General features: G+C 65.1%; 21 protein-coding genes. 13 read left to right on the forward strand and 8 right to left on the reverse strand.

What is annotated here, in order from left to right:
- Nucleotides 1-15: 15 nt before the first annotated feature.
- Nucleotides 16-1,338: a M18 family aminopeptidase gene (locus tag LQ144_RS13140; protein ID WP_230119150.1), complete on the forward strand. Its 1,323-nt coding sequence runs from the start codon at nt 16-18 to the stop codon at nt 1,336-1,338.
- A gap of 258 nt (nt 1,339-1,596) precedes the next feature.
- Nucleotides 1,597-3,018 carry an amino acid permease gene (locus tag LQ144_RS13145; RefSeq protein WP_230119151.1) on the forward strand — a complete coding sequence of 474 codons (1,422 nt, stop codon included), beginning with the start codon at nt 1,597-1,599 and terminating at the stop codon, nt 3,016-3,018.
- A 106-nt stretch (nt 3,019-3,124) separates the two neighbouring features.
- Here LQ144_RS13145 and LQ144_RS13150 read toward each other — a convergent pair whose 3' ends face one another.
- Nucleotides 3,125-3,460 carry a YnfA family protein gene (locus LQ144_RS13150; protein WP_230119152.1) on the reverse strand — a complete coding sequence of 112 codons (336 nt, stop codon included), beginning with the start codon at nt 3,458-3,460 and terminating at the stop codon, nt 3,125-3,127.
- 324 nt (nt 3,461-3,784) lie between these two features.
- Here LQ144_RS13150 and rpsF point away from each other — a divergent pair, with 324 nt between their 5' ends.
- The 4 genes from rpsF to rplI all read left to right on the forward strand — a co-directional run bounded on the left by rpsF (nt 3,785) and on the right by rplI (nt 5,564).
- Entirely contained in the window at nt 3,785-4,090 is a 306-nt protein-coding gene (gene rpsF, locus LQ144_RS13155; protein WP_015939036.1) for a 30S ribosomal protein S6, read from the forward strand.
- 55 nt (nt 4,091-4,145) lie between these two features.
- Nucleotides 4,146-4,721: a single-stranded DNA-binding protein gene (locus LQ144_RS13160; protein ID WP_018775330.1), complete on the forward strand. Its 576-nt coding sequence runs from the start codon at nt 4,146-4,148 to the stop codon at nt 4,719-4,721.
- A gap of 133 nt (nt 4,722-4,854) precedes the next feature.
- Nucleotides 4,855-5,094, forward strand: a complete 240-nt coding sequence (gene rpsR / locus LQ144_RS13165) for a 30S ribosomal protein S18 (RefSeq protein WP_003800144.1) — start codon at nt 4,855-4,857, stop codon at nt 5,092-5,094.
- Nucleotides 5,095-5,111: 17 nt separating this feature from the next.
- Nucleotides 5,112-5,564: a 50S ribosomal protein L9 gene (gene rplI / locus LQ144_RS13170; RefSeq protein ID WP_230119153.1), complete on the forward strand. Its 453-nt coding sequence runs from the start codon at nt 5,112-5,114 to the stop codon at nt 5,562-5,564.
- Between the two features lie 112 nt (nt 5,565-5,676).
- Here the strand turns inward: rplI and LQ144_RS13175 are convergent, their stop codons facing one another.
- Complete coding sequence (locus tag LQ144_RS13175) at nt 5,677-6,099, reverse strand: DUF1801 domain-containing protein (RefSeq protein ID WP_230119154.1); 423 nt, start codon at nt 6,097-6,099, stop codon at nt 5,677-5,679.
- 175 nt (nt 6,100-6,274) lie between these two features.
- On the opposite strand from LQ144_RS13175, the gene LQ144_RS13180 reads away from it, so the two are divergent.
- Both LQ144_RS13180 and LQ144_RS13185 read left to right on the forward strand, forming a co-directional pair.
- A complete protein-coding gene (locus LQ144_RS13180) occupies nt 6,275-6,901 on the forward strand; it encodes an FMN reductase (protein ID WP_230119168.1) in 627 nt (208 codons plus the stop codon).
- A gap of 48 nt (nt 6,902-6,949) precedes the next feature.
- A complete protein-coding gene (locus LQ144_RS13185) occupies nt 6,950-7,342 on the forward strand; it encodes a zf-TFIIB domain-containing protein (protein WP_290369767.1) in 393 nt (130 codons plus the stop codon).
- A 90-nt stretch (nt 7,343-7,432) separates the two neighbouring features.
- Here the strand turns inward: LQ144_RS13185 and LQ144_RS13190 are convergent, their stop codons facing one another.
- Nucleotides 7,433-7,999 carry a hypothetical protein gene (locus LQ144_RS13190; RefSeq protein ID WP_230119156.1) on the reverse strand — a complete coding sequence of 189 codons (567 nt, stop codon included), beginning with the start codon at nt 7,997-7,999 and terminating at the stop codon, nt 7,433-7,435.
- Between the two features lie 4 nt (nt 8,000-8,003).
- Nucleotides 8,004-8,471 (reverse strand): hypothetical protein, encoded by a 468-nt coding sequence (locus tag LQ144_RS13195; RefSeq protein WP_230119157.1) that lies wholly within the window; start codon nt 8,469-8,471, stop codon nt 8,004-8,006.
- Between the two features lie 687 nt (nt 8,472-9,158).
- Between LQ144_RS13195 and dnaB the strand changes: the two genes are divergently transcribed.
- Nucleotides 9,159-10,541: a replicative DNA helicase gene (gene dnaB, locus LQ144_RS13200; RefSeq protein WP_230119158.1), complete on the forward strand. Its 1,383-nt coding sequence runs from the start codon at nt 9,159-9,161 to the stop codon at nt 10,539-10,541.
- A 12-nt stretch (nt 10,542-10,553) separates the two neighbouring features.
- On the opposite strand, the gene LQ144_RS13205 is transcribed toward dnaB, so the two are convergent.
- The 3 genes from LQ144_RS13205 to LQ144_RS13215 form a co-directional block, all read right to left on the reverse strand.
- Complete coding sequence (locus tag LQ144_RS13205; protein ID WP_230119159.1) at nt 10,554-11,525, reverse strand: acyl-CoA thioesterase; 972 nt, start codon at nt 11,523-11,525, stop codon at nt 10,554-10,556.
- Between the two features lie 328 nt (nt 11,526-11,853).
- The gene (locus LQ144_RS13210) at nt 11,854-12,288 is read right to left on the reverse strand and encodes a DoxX family protein (protein WP_230119160.1); all 435 of its coding nucleotides are present in this window, start codon (nt 12,286-12,288) and stop codon (nt 11,854-11,856) included.
- Between the two features lie 170 nt (nt 12,289-12,458).
- A complete protein-coding gene (locus LQ144_RS13215) occupies nt 12,459-13,031 on the reverse strand; it encodes an antibiotic biosynthesis monooxygenase (RefSeq protein ID WP_230119161.1) in 573 nt (190 codons plus the stop codon).
- 108 nt (nt 13,032-13,139) lie between these two features.
- On the opposite strand from LQ144_RS13215, the gene LQ144_RS13220 reads away from it, so the two are divergent.
- The 3 genes from LQ144_RS13220 to LQ144_RS13230 all read left to right on the forward strand — a co-directional run bounded on the left by LQ144_RS13220 (nt 13,140) and on the right by LQ144_RS13230 (nt 15,613).
- Nucleotides 13,140-14,492: an MATE family efflux transporter gene (locus tag LQ144_RS13220; protein WP_230119162.1), complete on the forward strand. Its 1,353-nt coding sequence runs from the start codon at nt 13,140-13,142 to the stop codon at nt 14,490-14,492.
- Nucleotides 14,493-14,560: 68 nt separating this feature from the next.
- Entirely contained in the window at nt 14,561-15,157 is a 597-nt protein-coding gene (locus LQ144_RS13225) for a hypothetical protein (protein ID WP_230119163.1), read from the forward strand.
- Between the two features lie 84 nt (nt 15,158-15,241).
- Nucleotides 15,242-15,613 (forward strand): hypothetical protein, encoded by a 372-nt coding sequence (locus LQ144_RS13230; RefSeq protein ID WP_230119164.1) that lies wholly within the window; start codon nt 15,242-15,244, stop codon nt 15,611-15,613.
- Nucleotides 15,614-15,635: 22 nt separating this feature from the next.
- Here LQ144_RS13230 and LQ144_RS13235 read toward each other — a convergent pair whose 3' ends face one another.
- Nucleotides 15,636-16,181 carry a CGNR zinc finger domain-containing protein gene (locus LQ144_RS13235; protein ID WP_230119165.1) on the reverse strand — a complete coding sequence of 182 codons (546 nt, stop codon included), beginning with the start codon at nt 16,179-16,181 and terminating at the stop codon, nt 15,636-15,638.
- A gap of 97 nt (nt 16,182-16,278) precedes the next feature.
- Between LQ144_RS13235 and LQ144_RS13240 the strand changes: the two genes are divergently transcribed.
- Nucleotides 16,279-17,316, forward strand: coding sequence for an EamA family transporter (locus tag LQ144_RS13240; RefSeq protein WP_230119169.1), 1,038 nt, complete (start codon nt 16,279-16,281; stop codon nt 17,314-17,316).
- The last annotated feature ends 68 nt before the right edge of the window (nt 17,317-17,384 follow it).

Here is a 17,384-nt window from a genome sequence, read left to right on the forward strand (position 1 = left end):
GCTAGACTCGGAGCCATGCCTCTCCACACCTCTGCCGCAGACCACATCCGGGACCTGGGCGACTATGTCAGCGCATCGCCGTCGAGCTTTCACGCCGTCCACGAAGCGGCGCGGAGGCTGGACGGGGCGGGCTTTACCGGGCTGGACGAGCTTGAGCCGTGGGAAGCGGCGGCAGGCAAGTTTTATGTGATCCGCGACGGCGCACTGATCGCCTGGGTGACCCCCGATGGTGCCGGCCCCACCACCGGCTTCAACATTCTGGGCGCGCACACGGATTCGCCGTCTTTCAAGCTCAAGCCCAAGCCCACCACCGGCAGGTTCGGCTGGCTGCAGGCCGGCGTGGAAGTCTACGGCGGACCCCTGCTGAACTCGTGGCTGGACCGCGAACTGCAGCTTGCCGGACGCCTGGTCATGCTCGACGGCACCCAGCACCTCACCGCCACCGGTCCGCTCCTGCGCTTTCCTCAACTCGCCATCCACCTCGACCGTGCCGTGAATGAGGGCTTGGCCCTGGACAAGCAGCAGCACATGAATCCGGTGTTCGGCCTCGGCGATCCAGCCGGGGAGGACCTGCTGGGACTCCTGGCCCAGCGTGTGTCCGGCGCCGGGACTGTTGACCCTGCGCAGATCGGGGGATACGACGTCGTCATTGCGGACACGCAGCCGGCTGCCGTTTTCGGGGCCAAGGGCGAGTTTTTCGCCTCCGGCCGGCTGGATAACCTCTCCGCGACGCACGCCGGGCTGATGGCCCTTATCGCCCTCGCGTCACGGCCGGGGGGCGGTTCCTCCACCACCGTACCGGCCCCGATTGCCGTGCTTGCTGCGTTTGATCATGAGGAAATCGGTTCGGCGTCGCGCTCGGGCGCCTGCGGGCCCGTGCTCGAGGACGTCCTGGTCCGCATTTCGGACGGGCTGGGGGCGTCGGTGAGCCAGCGGCGGCAGGCGTTTGCGGCGTCGTTCTGCGTTTCCGCGGATGCCGGACACGCTGTCCACCCGAACTATCCCGAGCGGCATGATCCCGTCAACCATCCCCTCCTCAACGGGGGGCCGTTGCTCAAGATCAATGCCAACCAGCGCTATGCCACGGACGCCGCCGGTGCCGCCCTCTGGGCACGGCTCTGCGGCGAAGCCGGCGTTCCCTACCAGGAATTCGTGTCCAACAACGTCATGCCGTGCGGCTCCACCATCGGGCCGCTGACGGCCACCCGGCTGGGCATCAGGACCGTGGACGTGGGGGTGCCCCTCCTGTCGATGCACTCCGCGAGGGAACTGTGCGGCGTGGAGGATCCGCACCGTCTTGCTAAGGTGACGGAACGGTTCTTCGCGGTTCCGGCATAGATGTGCCCGCTGGGCGAAGATTTCCGCTCCGTTACAAAAGTCCGCCCCAGAAAACTTGCGTTGACTATTAGTACTTCCCGTTGGAAGTCTGCCCGTTTTCCGGCGAGGCAAACTGTGCGACTGCATAAGTCTCTGCCCTTAGCTGCTCGCCTAGTGTGAAACGCATCATGTGGGACGCATCATGTGGGACGCGGCACACGCTCCTGCCGGCTCCGGCCCACACCCAAGATCTGAAATCAACAAGAGGACGGCGCATTCATGCACGCTGACCAGCAACTCTCGAAATCCCTGAAACCCCGCCACCTGTCCATGATCGCCATCGCCGGGGTCATTGGCGCAGGGCTGTTCGTCGGCTCCGGTGCCGCAATCCAGCAGGCAGGACCGGGCATCCTGCTTGCCTACACGGCCGCCGGAATCGTGGTCATCCTGGTGATGCGGATGCTGGGTGAGATGGCTGCCGCCAATCCCGAGACCGGATCCTTCTCCACGTACGCCGACAAGGCTCTGGGCAGTTGGGCAGGCTTCAGCATCGGCTGGCTCTACGCCTGGTTCTGGATCATCGTGCTCGGAATCGAGGCGACCGCCGGTGCCGCCATCATGCACCGCTGGGTTCCCGGCATCGACCAGTGGATCTGGGCCCTGCTCCTCATGGTCCTGCTGACACTGACCAACCTTGGCTCGGTGAAGTCCTACGGTGAGTTCGAGTTCTGGTTTGCCTCCATCAAGGTCGCGGCCATTGTCCTCTTCCTGCTCTTTGGTGTGGCAGCCATCCTGGGCCTGGTCCCCGGCGTTCCGGCACCGGGACTGAGCAACCTGACCGACAACGGCGGCTTCCTGCCGAACGGGCCGGGAGCGGTGCTCGCCGGCATCCTCGTGGTGGTCTTCTCCTTCTTCGGCGCCGAAATCGCCACCATCGCCGCCGGCGAGTCCGAGAACCCCGTGGATGCCGTGAAGAAGGCCGTGAAGTCCACCGTCTGGCGCATCTTGGTCTTCTACATCGGCTCCATTGCCATTGTTGTCACCCTGCTGCCGTGGAACTCAGCCAACGTCGCCAAAAGCCCGTATGTTGCGGTGATCGAACTGTTCGGCATCCCCGGCGCCGGCACCATCATGGACATCGTTGTGCTCACGTCCGTGCTGTCCTGCCTGAACTCCGGCCTCTACACGGCCAGTCGGATGCTCTTCTCACTCTCCCGGCGCGGGGATGCCCCGAAGTCCTGGATGAAGATCTCCCGCCGCGGCGTGCCGGCCGCGGCTGTTCTGGCCTCCACCGTGGTGGGCTTCATTACCGTGGGCCTGAACTACATCGCTCCGGACACCGTGTTCCTGTTTCTGGTGAACACCTCCGGTGCCATCGCGCTGTTCGTCTGGCTGGTCATTGCAGTGTCGCAGCTGATCCTGCGCCGCCGGATGGGTTCCGCCGCCAAGGACCTTGCCCTGAAGATGTGGCTGTTCCCCTACCTGACGTGGTTGGCCATCGGCAGCATCGTCGCGCTCATCATCGGCATGGTGATTCTCGAATCCACCAGGGAGTCACTCCTGCTGTCAGTCGGCCTCGCTGCGGTCGTGGTCGGCATCGGCGTATGGCGTTACCGCAGGGGCAACGCGGAAAGCGGCCCTCTGGAAGCCGCCGTTCCGGAAACCGAAGCGGCCAGCGTGGGCGCAGAGCCGACGTCGTAGTCCGCGGTTGCATCGCGCAGCTTGAATACCCGAACCGTCCGCCCGGTGTGCCGTTAAGGCCCGCCGGGCGGACGGTTTTGCGTTGCCGTCGGCGGGTGAACAGCAGTCAGCCCTGTCGCGGCGCGAACATGATCAAAGCCACGCCCGCGAGGCACACAGCGGCGCCGATGAGGTCCCAGCGATCTGGCCTGAAGCTGTCCAGGATCACGCCCCAAGCCAACGAGCCCACGATGAATACGCCGCCGTAGGCAGCCAGGACACGGCCAAAATTGGCGTCGGGCTGGAACGCGGCCACAAATCCGTAGATCCCCAGGGCCACGACGCCGAGTCCGGCCCACCACCATGCCCTGTCCTCCCGCACAGCCTGCCAGATCAGCCAGGCGCCACTGATTTCCGCGGCCGCGGCAAGGGCGAACAGCAGGACCGATTTCAGAATCGTCATGGCTCCAGTATTTGCTTGGGCGTGATTTATCCACAGCCGGCCGTCATGTGGCTGGAACCGTGGCCGTCTTCCCCGGGGTGCAGCGCCGGTCAGTACGGGCGTCACGTTTTCCACATAGGAGTCTCTGCTGCTGCACCCGCCGGCAGCAGCACGTTAGCCTCGAGTCAGAGCACGAATCGCGGAATCCCTCCCCGATGCACTAAGATATTGAAGTCTGTGCTGCGCCCTGCCTCCGTTTTGGAGCCTGGCCTGCACGGCACCGCAAATGAACCTCCTGTTACGGAAATGCCGTAACCGCTTAGCCCAAAGGAGGTGGGTTCACATATGCGTCCTTACGAATTGATGGTAATCATCGACCCCGAGGTCGAAGAGCGTACCGTAGAGCCGTCGCTTCAGAAGTTCCTGAATGTCATCACCAACGATGGTGGAACCATCGAAAAGGTCGACATCTGGGGCCGCCGTCGCCTCGCTTACGACATCAAGAAGAAGTCCGAAGGTATCTACGCCGTGGTGAACTTCACCGCCAAGCCGGAAACCGCCAAGGAACTTGACCGCCAGCTGAGTCTCAATGAGACCATCATGCGCACCAAGATCACCCGCCCCGAAGAGCAGAAGGTCGTTGCTGAGTAATTTCAGCTCCCGGCATTCATTCTTTACCCCGCAGGAACGAACAAGGAGGCAGTAGATGGCAGGCGAAACCACTATTACGGTCATCGGTAATCTCACCAATGATCCCGAACTGAGGTTCACACCGTCAGGTTCGGCAGTAGCGAACTTCACCATCGCTTCTACGCCCCGCACTTTTGACCGCCAGTCCAATGAGTGGAAGGACGGGGAAACCCTGTTCCTCCGCGCATCGGTGTGGCGCGAAGCAGCTGAAAACGTCGCCGAGTCCCTGACAAAGGGCATGCGCGTGATCGTTTCCGGCCGACTGAAGAGCCGTTCCTACGAAACAAAAGAGGGCGAAAAGCGCACCGTTATAGAGCTCGAGGTCGATGAAATCGGCCCGAGCCTGCGCTACGCCAACGCCAAGGTCAACCGCACCCAGCGCTCCGGCGGTCAGGGTGGACAGGGCGGCTTCGGCGGCGGCAACAGCGGCGGTGGATTCGGTGGCGGCCAGGGTGCAAACCAGGGCGGCAACACCGGCGGAACCTGGGGTGGCAACCAGCCCGCAGCGCAGGAAGACCCTTGGGCCACGCCCGGGGTCAGCAATGCAGGCGGCGGCTGGGGCAACGGCCCGGATTCCGAACCTCCCTTCTAAATAAACACATCAAAGGTTCTACGCCGGCAACCCCTGAAGCGTGCCATATGGCACGTTTTGGTCACCGCCGCCGTCGGACCACCACCATCCCGTGGATCAATGTCCACGGGCTCCAAAGAATAGGAGCTCCACGATGGCTAAGGCTGAACTCCGTAAGCCCAAACCAAAGTCCAACCCCTTGAAGGCCGCTGACATCACCGTCATCGACTACAAGGACGTAGCATTGCTGCGCAAGTTCATCTCCGACCGCGGAAAGATCCGCGCCCGTCGCGTCACCGGCGTCACGGTGCAGGAACAGCGCAAGATCGCCCAGGCAATCAAGAACGCCCGCGAAGTTGCTCTGCTGCCTTACTCCGGCGCTGGCCGCGGCTAAGGAAGGGATTAACTAACATGGCAAAGCTCATTCTGACCCACGAAGTAACCGGTCTCGGTGCTGCAGGCGACGTTATCGAGGTCAAGGACGGTTACGCACGTAACTACCTGCTGCCCCGCGGCTTCGCTCTGACCTGGTCCAAGGGTGGCGAGAAGCAGGTTGAGTCCATCAAGGCTGCCCGCGTCGCCCGCGAGCACGCTTCCCTGGAAGATGCTCAGAAGCAGGCCGCTGCGCTGTCCGCCAAGCCGGTCAAGCTGGTCGTCAAGGCTGGCGAAAGCGGCCGCCTGTTCGGCACGGTCAAGCAGGCCGACGTTGCTGACGCTGTTGAGGCCGCTGGCCTTGGCCGCATCGACAAGCGCAAGGTTGAACTGCCGACGCACATCAAGTCGGTCGGTTCCTACCAGGCCAACGTCCGTCTGCACGACGACGTTGCCGCTGTGATCGAACTCGACGTAGTCGCAGGCAAGTAGTCTTTCCGGCTCTAAGCCAGATCGCTGCGCAGTCCTGAACTGCTGAAAGCCCCCGCTGTCGGTTCCCCCGGGAACCCGACAACGGGGGCTTTCGCTTTCCGTCACGGTCGGTTCAGTGGCGTTGGACCACGGTGGTGTAGTAGCGGTAACCCGCCCGGATCAGTTCAGCCAGTGCGGTTTCATCGATGTCCTCGAGCTTGTTGACGTACACGCAGCCGGCACCCATCTTGTGGTTGCCCAGCCTCGCGAGGAGTTCAGGGGCTTCCGGTGCCGCGCTCAAACCGTACAGGGACAGGCTGGCTTTGCGCGGAGAGAATCCGACCGCCGCGGCATCGCCTTCCCGCCCGCTGTCGTATTTGTAGTGGTACCTGCCGAATCCCACGATGGTGGGCCCCCACATCTCGGGTTCCTCGCCGGTCAGCTCCGCCATGAGGGCCCGCAGCCGGAGGCCGTCCTGGCGCCGGACAGGATGTTCCACACCGGCCAGGAACTCATCCACCGAGGCGCCGGTTACTTGCGTCTTGTTTTCCGCCATGGAGGCAGTGTAAGTCGCCTTGCTGCCGGCGCTGATAGTTCGCGAACTGAACGGCCCGCACTCCGCAGCGCCGCCACCAACTCCGAAGTCCGGAATAAACACGGAAGGGCCCGGGTTGAGGGAGTAGATGCAAACGCATGCACTGTCGCCGACAGTCGACCCTGAGGAGATCACCGTGGAGACCCGCCGCATAACCGTTCTGTCCGCCGGCCTGGGGGTTCCGTCGTCGAGCAGGCTGCTGGCCGACCAGTTGGCCGGCGCCGCCAGCCAACAGCTTGAGGCAGCCGGGTACGAGGTGACCGTTGATGTGGTGGAACTCCGCGATCTGGCCGTGGACATCGCCAACAACTTCGTCGCCGGCTACGCGGCTCCGCGCCTCGCAGAGGTTATCGCCGGGGTGGAGGCGTCCGACGGAATCATCGCGGTCACGCCTGTCTTCAGCGCCTCGTACAGCGGCCTCTTCAAGTCCTTCATCGACGTGCTGGACCCCAAGTCACTGGACGGGAAGGCTGTGCTGCTGGGCGCCACGGGCGGAACCGACCGCCACCAGATGGTCCTCGAGTACGCCATGCGCCCACTGTTCAGCTACCTCCGCACCAGGGTGGCTCCGACGGCCGTCTTTGCCGGCCCCCAGGACTGGGGGAACACGGACGACGGCGGCTCTCCCCTTTCGGCGCGAATCGGGCGGGCGGCGGGCGAGTTTGCCGGCCTGCTGGACGGGGTGCAGCCCGGCAGGAAGCAGGCGCCCCTGGAGTCGCTGCCTTTTGAACAGCTGCTGGCCGGGATATCCGCCGCGCGGTAGTGGTGCGGACCGGTGAACTATTCCCGGGACCCGCTCGTTGTGCCGGTCATGAAGTGTCCTGTTGATTCCGTAGACCTGATCATGAGCGAACGCAGTGGAGTGGAGATTGATTACTGCCCCCAGTGCCGCGGCGTATGGCTTGACCGAGGGGAGCTGGACAAGATCATTGACCGTGCGGCCGACTCGTTCGGGGGAGCGGGCGCGCCTGCGGCGCCGCCAGTACCGGCTCCGCCAGCTCCGGGCATGGTCCCGCCTCCCCTGTACCAGAACCACGAGGCACCGCGGGAACGGCCCCGGTATGAGCAGCCGAACTATGACAAGCCCGGTTACGACAAGCCCCGTTATGACGACCGTGGCTACGGCAAGGGCTATGACCGCGAGTACGACGGGCGGCGGCCAAAAAAGAAGGAAGGATGGCTGGGCGACCTCTTCGATTTCTGACCGTTTGCGGGTTCTGCGCGACGTTGGCCCGCGCAGGAAGACTCAGCGGTCAGACGCCCCAGAAATGCGGCGTGTCCTCCACTTGGACGATCAGTCGTCCAACAGCGCGATGAATTCGCGGGCCTGCTTCATGGTGATGTCCGAATGCCTGGAGAGGGCGGTGGCCGCCGCCTCCGTGTTACCGCTTTTGGCCAGGGTCCGGATACGGCCGTAAATCTCGTCGTTCAGCATGTTGCTGCTGACTTCCCGCGTGACGTCGCCCTTGCTCGCGATTGCCCGGTACCGGTAGGGGAACCGCTGCGGCGTTTCGTCGTCGGGGTCTGGTTCGCTGGCCTCCGCCGCCGGGGTATGGAATGGCTGGGGGTGGGCAGCCAAGGCCGCCACGGCGTCCCGCGAGGCCCGAAGGCCGAGACCTGACACCTCGTAGTAGAGCTTTATGGCAGCCATGGCCTGTCCCTGCGCGATCAGCGCATAAAGCCTCCGGTGTTCGTCCTCGGACAGCTTGGTCGCAGCCGCCCTGGCCAGTTCGACAGAGTCCGGCGGTGCTTGCGCCGGCCCGACGGCAGTCCGCTGGCGGCGGTTCCATGCCCGGACGGCGAAGGCCAGGGCGACGGCGACGGCCACGAGGATCAGGACGGGGATCACGAGCGGTTCCATGGTTCTAAAGCCGATCTACGTATTGCTTGGCGGTCAAAAGGTCGGAGTGCGTTGCCTGGCGCAGGAGCTTGATGGCCTGGAGCTTTTGCCCGTTACGCGCCATCGACTGCAGCTGGAGCGCCAACTGCGCGTTGACCTGCCCCCCGGGCAGGACGTACCCCTGGTAGCCAGGGTGGCCTGAGGCGGGACCAGAGGCCGCCTGAGCCAGAAGCGCGGCCCGGGCGTGATCGTTCTGTTGGGTCTGCTGCTGCTCGTTCTGGCTGGGACGCGTCGCCGCATCAACCCGTGCACGCGCGGCCGTCGCAGCCTGCACCTGGGCCGCATAGTGGGCCTGTGAGCGCCTGGCCAGATCCAACTGGTAGCGGTCGGCCTCCGACATTCCGGTGTCGCGCGGCTTCAGTGCCGTGGAGAGGGCCCAAAGGACCGCCGCCAGAACGAGGACAGGCACTATGGCTATCAGAACGTCGCCCATAGATAGAGCTTAGGCCAGTTAGTCGTTATCCACAGCATATGCAGCGGTACGCATGCGGCGGTCCTGTCGGGCCGAACGTGGCCGAACGTCGCAGCCCGGCGTGGAGCGGTTCGGGGAGCGTTCGCGATAATGATCACATTCCGCCCATCCCCGGCGGTCAACACGCGGAAATTACCGGCGAGTATCCCCAGTCGCGGCGTTCCGGCTGTGGATGAAGGTTCAAGAAAAGAATTTTGAGTCCACAGGCCTCGACGGGCGTTTCCGCAGGTCAGGCTGCATATAGGCGTGAAAGAAATTTGATATCCACACCTTCGCCCACAGACTGTGCACAAGCAGCGGCCCATTGTGCACAGGTTATCCACAGACGTGCAAAACTCCGGGCTTTGTGCGTTGCCCGGCGGGCGCTAACGTAGCGGAGACACCGAATCGGGACATGCGCTCCACATCAGCCAACCGGACCGGGGCCCCCATTTCAGGGTTTCGGATAATCCGCGGTGCCCTGTGGAAAACCTGTGGATGAGGCGTCGGCCGAGGCCACGGCTTCCGGCTTAAATTGTCAGGGCTGGCTGGTACAACTTTTCATTAGCCGGCGCTGCAGCTTTCGCGGAAACGCGCGTTCAACGGCACACGGCAGACTTGCCGCAGGCCTCCATCAGGGGACTGCGGACACTATGGAGGACGGCAGCTTTGTCAGTTACGCACCTGGACTCAATCGAGGGCACCCGCGGATCCGAAGGCAGCCGCAAGCCTCCACAGGACATTCCTGCCGAACAGTCCGTGCTTGGCGGCATGATGCTCTCCAAAGACGCCATCGCTGATGTGGTGGAGATCCTTCGGGGCCAGGACTTCTACCGCCCCGCCCACGAGACCATCTACGAGGCCGTCATCGACCTTTATGGCCGCGGCGAACCCGCGGATGCGGTGACGGTTTCGGACGAGCTGACCAAGCGCGGCGAGATCAACAGAATCGGCGGTCCGGCCTACCTGCACGAGCTCATCCAGACAGTCCCCACCGCTGCCAACGCGGGATACTACGCGGAAATCGTGGCCGAGCGCGCAGTCCTGCGGCGGCTGGTCAACGCCGGCACCAAGATCGTCCAGCTGGGCTACGGATCCGACGGCGAAGTCGAAGACCTTGTCAACCAGGCCCAGGCTGAGATCTACGCCGTAGCCGAACGGCGCACTGCAGAGGACTACGTGGTCCTCAAGGACGTCATGGAATCCACGGTGGACGAGATCGAAGCTTCGGGCCACCGCGGCGAGGGCATGACGGGCGTGCCCACGGGCTTCTACGAACTGGATGAGTTGACCCACGGTCTGCACCCGGGGCAGATGATCGTCATCGCCGCCCGCCCTGCTGTGGGTAAGTCCACGTTCGCCCTGGACTTTGCCCGGTCCGCTGCCATCAAGAACAATCTGGCCACCGTCATGTTCTCCCTGGAAATGGGCCGGAACGAGATTGCCATGCGACTTCTTTCGGCGGAGGCCACCATCGGCCTGCAGGACCTCCGCAAGGGCACGATCAAGGACGAGCAGTGGTCCAAGATCGCCACCACAATGGGCCGGATGAATGATGCCCCGCTGTTCATCGACGACAGCCCCAACATGTCCCTGATGGAGATCCGTGCCAAGTGCCGCCGCCTCAAGCAGCAGCATGACCTCAAGCTGGTTATCCTCGACTACCTGCAGCTCATGAGCTCCGGCAAGAAGGTTGAGTCCCGCCAGCAGGAAGTCTCGGAGTTCTCCCGTGCCTTGAAGCTGCTGGCCAAGGAGCTCCAGGTCCCCGTCATTGCCCTGTCCCAGTTGAACCGTGGTTCCGAGCAGCGACAGGACAAGCGGCCCATGGTCTCGGACCTCCGTGAGTCGGGTTCCATCGAGCAGGACGCGGACATGGTCATCCTGCTCCACCGCGAGGACGTCTATGACAAGGAGTCGCCGCGCGCCGGCGAGGCGGACATCCTGATCGCCAAGCACCGTAACGGCCCCACCAAGGACATCGTGGTCGCCTTCCAGGGTCACTACTCCCGCTTCGCCAATATGGCAGCAGACGCCGGAGGCGGCGGGTTCTAGCCGGAGCGCCTGCTACGCCCTCTGCTGCAGGAGGTGGTTCGGCAGACGGTTTCCCGGCGCCGCTGCACGGATTTCCAGAAGGTGGCGGGCATGCGCCTGGAGGCGCTTGTCCTCGTCAGAGACCGGGACCCATTCGGGGATGGGTACCGAGGTGCCCTCGGCGTCCCGGGCCACCATCACCGTGAGGCAGTAGGTGGTGAGGTTGAGTTCGCCGCTTTTGGGATCGCCCGAGCGGACATGTACCGCCACGTGCATGCCTTTGGTGCCGGTGTAGACGAGCCGTGCCTCCACTTCCACCACATGCCCTATCAGCAGCGGGCGGTAGAACCGCACCCCGCCGGAGAACACTGCCACGGTGTCCTTGCCGCAGTAGCGCGATGCGCAGACGTACGCGGCTTCGTCGATCCACTTCATGACGATGCCGCCGTGGACCTTCCCGCCCCAGTTGACGTCAGTGGGTGCGGCCATAAACCGCAGCACAACGCGCTCCGCGGTGCCTGCGTCCGTATATTCCTGTGCGTTCATGGCTTCCACGATCTGTTCACGGATCTTGATCCGGGCCAGGGCGTGGTCGCGTCGTTCGAGTTCCTCCGCCGTGGTGGGCTCGAACTGCTTGACGGGGGTGGGTTTTCCGTCCTCGCCCACGGCCACGAAGATCACCATGCACTGACTCCGCATGGTGGCCGGGCCGCCCTTGGGATCGCCTGAGGAAACAACAGTGCGGATGTGCATGGAGGACCGGCCGGTGTAGACGATAGTGGCGGTGACTTCCACCATGTCGCCGCTGTTCACGGGGTCCGCAAAGTGGATGTTGCCCACGTAGGCGGTGACGCAATAGGACTTGGCCCATCCGACGGCGGCTGCGTAGGCAGCCTTGTCCACCCACTCCAGGACCGTTCCGGCGTCCACGGAACCGCTGTGGCCGACGTCGGTGGGGGCCGCAAGGAATCGGAGGGTCACGGAATTCGCCGCAGTCTCGCTCATGCTGCGATCTTACTGACGCCGGGCGCCGCGCAGCAGCCGGACCGACACAAACGCTGCACCGCACGCCACAAGCGGACCGGGCAGCGCCGGTGGGCATCTCTAAAACGCCACTTAGCTGGATGCGGCCACTCTTGAGTCTGTGGGCGGGGTGGAGCTCGAAGGCTGCCCGGACAGGCGGGCTGGAACACGCTCCGGACGAGCTGACTGGCGTTACGGGCTAAGGCTCCAGACCCGTTCCTCGAGGAGGTCCAACGAAAGACGGCGGCTGCGCACCGAAGTGCGCAGCCGCCGTCGCCCTTTTTCGAAGAAGACGTTTTGCCGGGGAAGACTAGGCGAGGACGTTCAGCTTCGAGCCGGGGCGGCCGAAGAGGGCGCGGTCAAGCGAGAGGCGCCCCGCACCGGCGAGTGCTACGGCGAGGGCGGCCGCGGCCAGCAGGAGGACCAGTTCGTAGCCGCCGTTGGCAGCGAAAACGCCTGCCGGGGCGTGAACCAGGAAGAGCGCGCCGAGCATGTCCAGGGCCAGCAGTGCAGCGAAGACCCGGGCCAGGACCCCGAGGATCAGTGCGACACCGCCCACCAGTTCAAGGGTGGCCACGATGGGGGCAGCGGCCTCAGCTGCAGGAATCCCCATCTTGGTGAATGATGCCTGCGTGCCGGCGATGGTGAACTCGTTGAACTTCTGCCAGCCGTGGGCTGCGAACAGGAATCCGACAATGACGCGCAGGATCGTGAGGGCTGTGGTGGCAAGGGTGGACTGGTTCATGGAAAATTTTCACCGTTCGTATCGGTTGCGTTCGGTCGTATGAGCGGGCGATCGGATCGCCGGCTTCCATTCCACTGTCTCGTGTCATTGGTTGAAGTGTCAACTAAATGTGACGCGCTGTGGCTTTTCCCACATTCTCTGAGCCCGCCGCGCAGCGGAAGTCCGCCCCGTCAGCGCATCTTCCGGAGCCACGGGCCCAGCAGCCGGGTGGTGACGGGAAGGAAGATGTAGGTCATGAGCGGCGTCAGGAGGCAGGTGGCCAGCAGCACCTGGAAGACAAGCGGCCAGCCCTGGGTCACCGGGTGAAGCAGGAAATTAGCCAGCAGGCTGAGCGGAAAGAACGGCAGGAAGATGCTGACCATCTGCTTCCACCGGGGAGGCACCACGGTTTCGGGAACGGCAAGGTGGACGTCGCCCTGTTGCGCGAACCAGCCCTCAATCCCCGTGCGGCGCTCAACCCGAGTGATCTCCACGAGGCCTGAGGCGCTGTCGATCCACCAGCGCCGTTCCTCGGACTGCTCCCAGTCGTTGAGGAGGTCGGCATCGGCAAAACGGTACAGCATGTGCCACTCATCCGAATCGGCCGCCGAGCGGACCCAGCCGGATCCGAGGTAGCCGGGCCATTCGCGGGCGAGTTCCTGGCCGGCATGGGCCCAGGCACTGGCCTGGCGCGTACGGCCGGGGAGCACAGTGCGGGCAACGGAGACGGTAACGGGCTGGGGGAGGGACTCAGTCAGGGGCACTGCAGAAATCCTACCGGCAGCCTGCGGCCGCCCCGCCGCAAGGCAGCCTGCGGCCTGCCCGCAGCGCTCCGGGGGACCATTCGTTGGGGCGGCCGCTAGGCTGAAACCGTGCCTGACTCACCTGCGACCGCTGTTTCGGACCTGAAACCAGCGAGCCATTCCCGCGAAATCCTGCGGCTCGCCGTGCCCGCATTCGGAGCGCTCATCGCCGAGCCGCTCTTCCTGCTCGCCGATTCGGCCATCGTGGGTCACCTCGGCGTGTCCCAGTTGGCCGGCGTGGGTCTGGCCTCCGCTGTGCTTCACACGGCGGTGGGCCTGATGGTGTTCCTTGCCTACTCCACCACCCCCGCAGTGGCGCGGGCGGTTGGCGACGGCCAGTTCGCCAAGGCACTCGCCGCCGGACGAGACGGCGTCTGGCTCGCCCTGCTGCTCGGCGCCGTCCTGGCCGTGGCGGGCTTCCTTGCGGCCGAACCCCTGGTGGGGCTCATGGGTGCCGGCGGCGACGTCCGGCAGTTCGCCGTGGACTACCTGCGCTGGTCCATGCCCGGGCTGGTGGCGATGCTCCTGATCTTCGCAGGAACGGGGGTCCTGCGGGGACTTCAGGACACCCGCACCCCGCTGGTGGTGGCCACCGCGGGCTTCACCGTGAACGTTGCGCTGAACCTCGTACTGGTTTACGGCCTGGGCTGGTCGGTGACCGGATCGGCTGTGGGCACCAGCATCGCGCAGTGGGCCATGGCTGCCGTGTACCTGGTGATGGTCCAGCGCAGCGCCCGAAACCACGGCGTTTCCCTGCTGCCCGACTGGCACGGGATCCGGTCCATGACGAGGGTGGGCTCCTGGCTGATGCTCCGGACGCTCAGTCTGCGGATCGCCATCCTGGCCACCGTGCTGGTGGTCACCGCCCAGGGTGCCGTGAACCTCGCGGCACACCAGCTGGCCATGACCATGTTTACGTTCCTGGCTTTCGCGCTGGACGCCCTGGCGATTGCCGCGCAGGCTCTCATCGGCAAGGAGCTGGGCGCCTCCAAGCCGGCGAAGGCACGGCTGCTGACCCGCACCATGATCCGCTGGGGCACCGGTTTTGGCGTGGTGACCGGCGTGCTGCTCGCGGTGGCGGCCCCCTTTGCCGGCGCCCTGTTCACCTCCGACGAAGGAGTCCGGTCCGTGCTCACGCTCGCACTCTGGGTGCTGGCCGCAGGGCAGCCGATCGCCGGCTACGTGTTCGTCCTCGACGGCGTGCTGATCGGGGCCGGCGACGCGAAATACCTGGCGATTGCCGGCGTCATAAACCTTGCGGTGTACGTCCCGTTGCTCCTGGCGGTCCCGTTCGCGGGCGCAGGCGGTGCCGCGGCGCTCGTATGGGTGTGGGCTGCCTTTTCGCTGGGGTACATGCTGGCCAGGGCTGTGACTCTTGGGCTTCGGGCCCGTACGGACCGCTGGATGGTGCTGGGCTCCTGAGCCCCGTTCCCCACAGGTTCGACGCCGCACAGGTTCGACGCTGCACAGGGGCGCACTAAACTGGAGCGGTGACTTCCCCCGTGAACCCAGCCGAGCCGGCATCCGTGACTGCCCACCAAGCGGAGCTGTGGAAGCCCGTGCTGCTCCGCGCGGCGGCGGCGCTGGCCTTCGGTGCGGTGACCGTTTTTTGGGCGGCGCCCTCCGTGGCCGGAATGGGATTCGCCGGCGGGCTGTACCTTCTGGCTACCGGTGCCGTGCTGCTCTGGGGCATCCCCCTGGCCGGCCTTCGCCGGGACGTGGCTCCCGGCAGGACCATGTCCGCGGCGGCATCCATCCTGATCGGCGCCGGCGTCACTCTGCTGATCCTGCAGGGGAGCCTGCTCTTCGGCGTCATCGCGGCCCTCGGAATCGGCCTCGCGGGCGCCGCTGAACTATACCTGGGCCTGAGGTTCCGGCGCCGCCACACCCTGGCCCGCGACTGGGTCACCTCCGGCTTTGTCGGTCTTGGGACTGCCGCCGCACTGCCGTTCTTTATCCCGCTTGGTCCCCACGCCCTGCTGGGGGTTGCCGGCGGAGGCGCCATCATCTCGGGCGTGCTTTGGATCCTTGCGGGCCTTTCGCTCAGGCACGATGCGAGGACGGCCACCGCGAAGGCCGTAAACTAGAGGTAAGGGTTCTACTCCTTGTAGAACAATCACACATCAAAACGGGTGGGCCGTGTCGCTGCCGCCCGCATGGGAGGACACACCGTGGCAAACCAGATGCCAGGACAACCGCGCAATCCGCGGACCTCGGTTAAGGGACCGCTGATGTTCTCAGCCTTCTGGGGTGTTGTGGCCTTTTTCGGCGTGCTGATCTTCGCCTCGGGCGGCAGTGCCCACTCGCCGCGGTTCGACCTCGCTTTCACGGGCGCCGGCATCGCATTCATTGTCACCCTTGTCATCGCGGCCATGCTGTCCATGAGCTACAAGGACAACGCCGCGCACCTGGGCAAGGGATCCGGCGTGAACCTCAGCTCGGCCAAGCGGCCGTCCCATGGCTACGGCGGCCCCGGCCCGCAGACGCCGCCAAGTACTCCCCGCTCCGCTGACAGTTCAAACCCCGACGGCGAAACCCCCTAGCGCCGCCGTCGCACCTATCCGCCTACTCCCCTGCCGCCCGGCGCGCCCGATAGGCTGCCACATGCGCCCTGTTGGCACAGTTGCCGGTGTCGCAATACCTCTTTGACCGGTTGCGGCTGAGGTCCAGAACCACGGCGTCACAGTCATCGGCCGCGCACAAAAGCATGCGGTCCATTTCCTTGCTGCGGATCACGTCCACCAGTGCCATGGCTGCCTCCGTGCCCATTCTGTACGCCAGCGGCGCCTCGCGTGTGGTGGCGTGAAGGTGCCAGTCCCACTGGTCGTGCTTAAGGAGCTGGGGCAGGGCATGCGCCTCGCGCAGGAGGCGGTTTACCCCCTCCACGGCTGTATCTTCGTCGGCCGTCCAGAGCCTTGCGAGCTCCGTCCGGAGAGCCTGCACGCTCGCCAGTTCGGCAGCGTCCTTCGTCCGCGACCCGGTGAAGCCCTCCGCCGCCAGGAACTGGTCCAGGTCCGTCACGGTGGCGAGCTTTTCCTCCCCGTTTGCCGCGCTGTTAATCAGGTTCACCGCGGTGCGCAGCGCCACCTCCGTGTCAGGGGCAAAAACCATCTTGACTCCTTACAGTGCCCGGCGTAATGTCATGACCAATACCCCACTTTACTCCTGACAGGAGGCAGCTGTGCCTGCAGCCAGCAACCGTGCCAAGATGCCGCTCCAGGCAGGCCCCTCGATCTCTCCGGCCGCCCCGGCAGCCGCCCGCGCGCGGGGCTTCATGGCGTCAGGCCTCGGCACGGCCCTCTTTTCCTCGGCCGTGTTCGGGCTTTCCGGATCATTCGCGAAAGCACTCCTGGAAACCGGCTGGACCCCTGGCGCCGCAGTCACGGCCCGGCTGACCGGCGCAGCCATCATCCTTGCGATCCCTGCCATCCCGGCACTCCGCGGACGCTGGCACCAGCTGCGGGAGAACTGGCTGACCATCGTGCTGTTTGGCCTGATCGGCGTGGCGGCGTGCCAGCTGTTCTACTTCAACGCGGTTTCCCGGCTCTCCGTGGGCGTGGCTCTGCTGCTGGAGTACCTCGCCCCGGTGCTCATCGTGCTGTGGCTCTGGGCAGCGAGCCGGAGGCGCCCGCGGCCCCTCACCATCGCCGGTACCCTGCTGTCGCTCGGCGGACTGGCCCTGGTGCTGGACCTTACCGGTGCCGTGAAGGTTGACGTCGTCGGCGTGCTCTGGGGGATGGCGGCAGCCGTCTGCCTGGCCATCTACTTCTTCATCACGGCAAAGGAAAACGACACGCTTCCGCCGATCGTGCTGGCCTCGGGCGGGCTTCTTGTCGGGGCCGCAGTCATGTGGCTGGCGGCAGCCACAGGCCTGCTGCCCATGGCCTTCAGCACTGCCGACACGAAACTGGGACCCTGGACCACGCCGTGGTGGGTTTCGCTGGGTGGCCTCGTGGTGCTCGCAACCGTCGTGGCCTATGTATCGGGAATCATGGCGGCCCGCGCCCTGGGCTCCAAGGTGGCCTCCTTCGTCTCCCTCACAGAGGTGCTGTTTGCCGTGATCTGGGCGTGGATGCTGCTGGGGGAACTGCCGGGAGCGATCCAGCTGGTCGGCGGGGTACTCATCGTCGGCGGCGTGGTGCTGGTCCGGCTCGACGAGCTCAGGGGATCCGGCCGCCAGACGGAACCAGGGGCCGCCGTGACCGCGCCGCTCGACCACGCGAACGACGTCGAGCCCGTCCGCTAGGACGTTTTCCGCCAAGAGTCCGGCACGGCGCCCTCGGCGCATGCTTTTACGGCGGGAGGGCCGGACGC

The sequence above is a fragment of the Arthrobacter sp. Bi83 genome (assembly GCF_918698095.1).
In the GTDB taxonomy this organism is placed as follows: Bacteria; Actinomycetota; Actinomycetes; order Actinomycetales; family Micrococcaceae; genus Arthrobacter.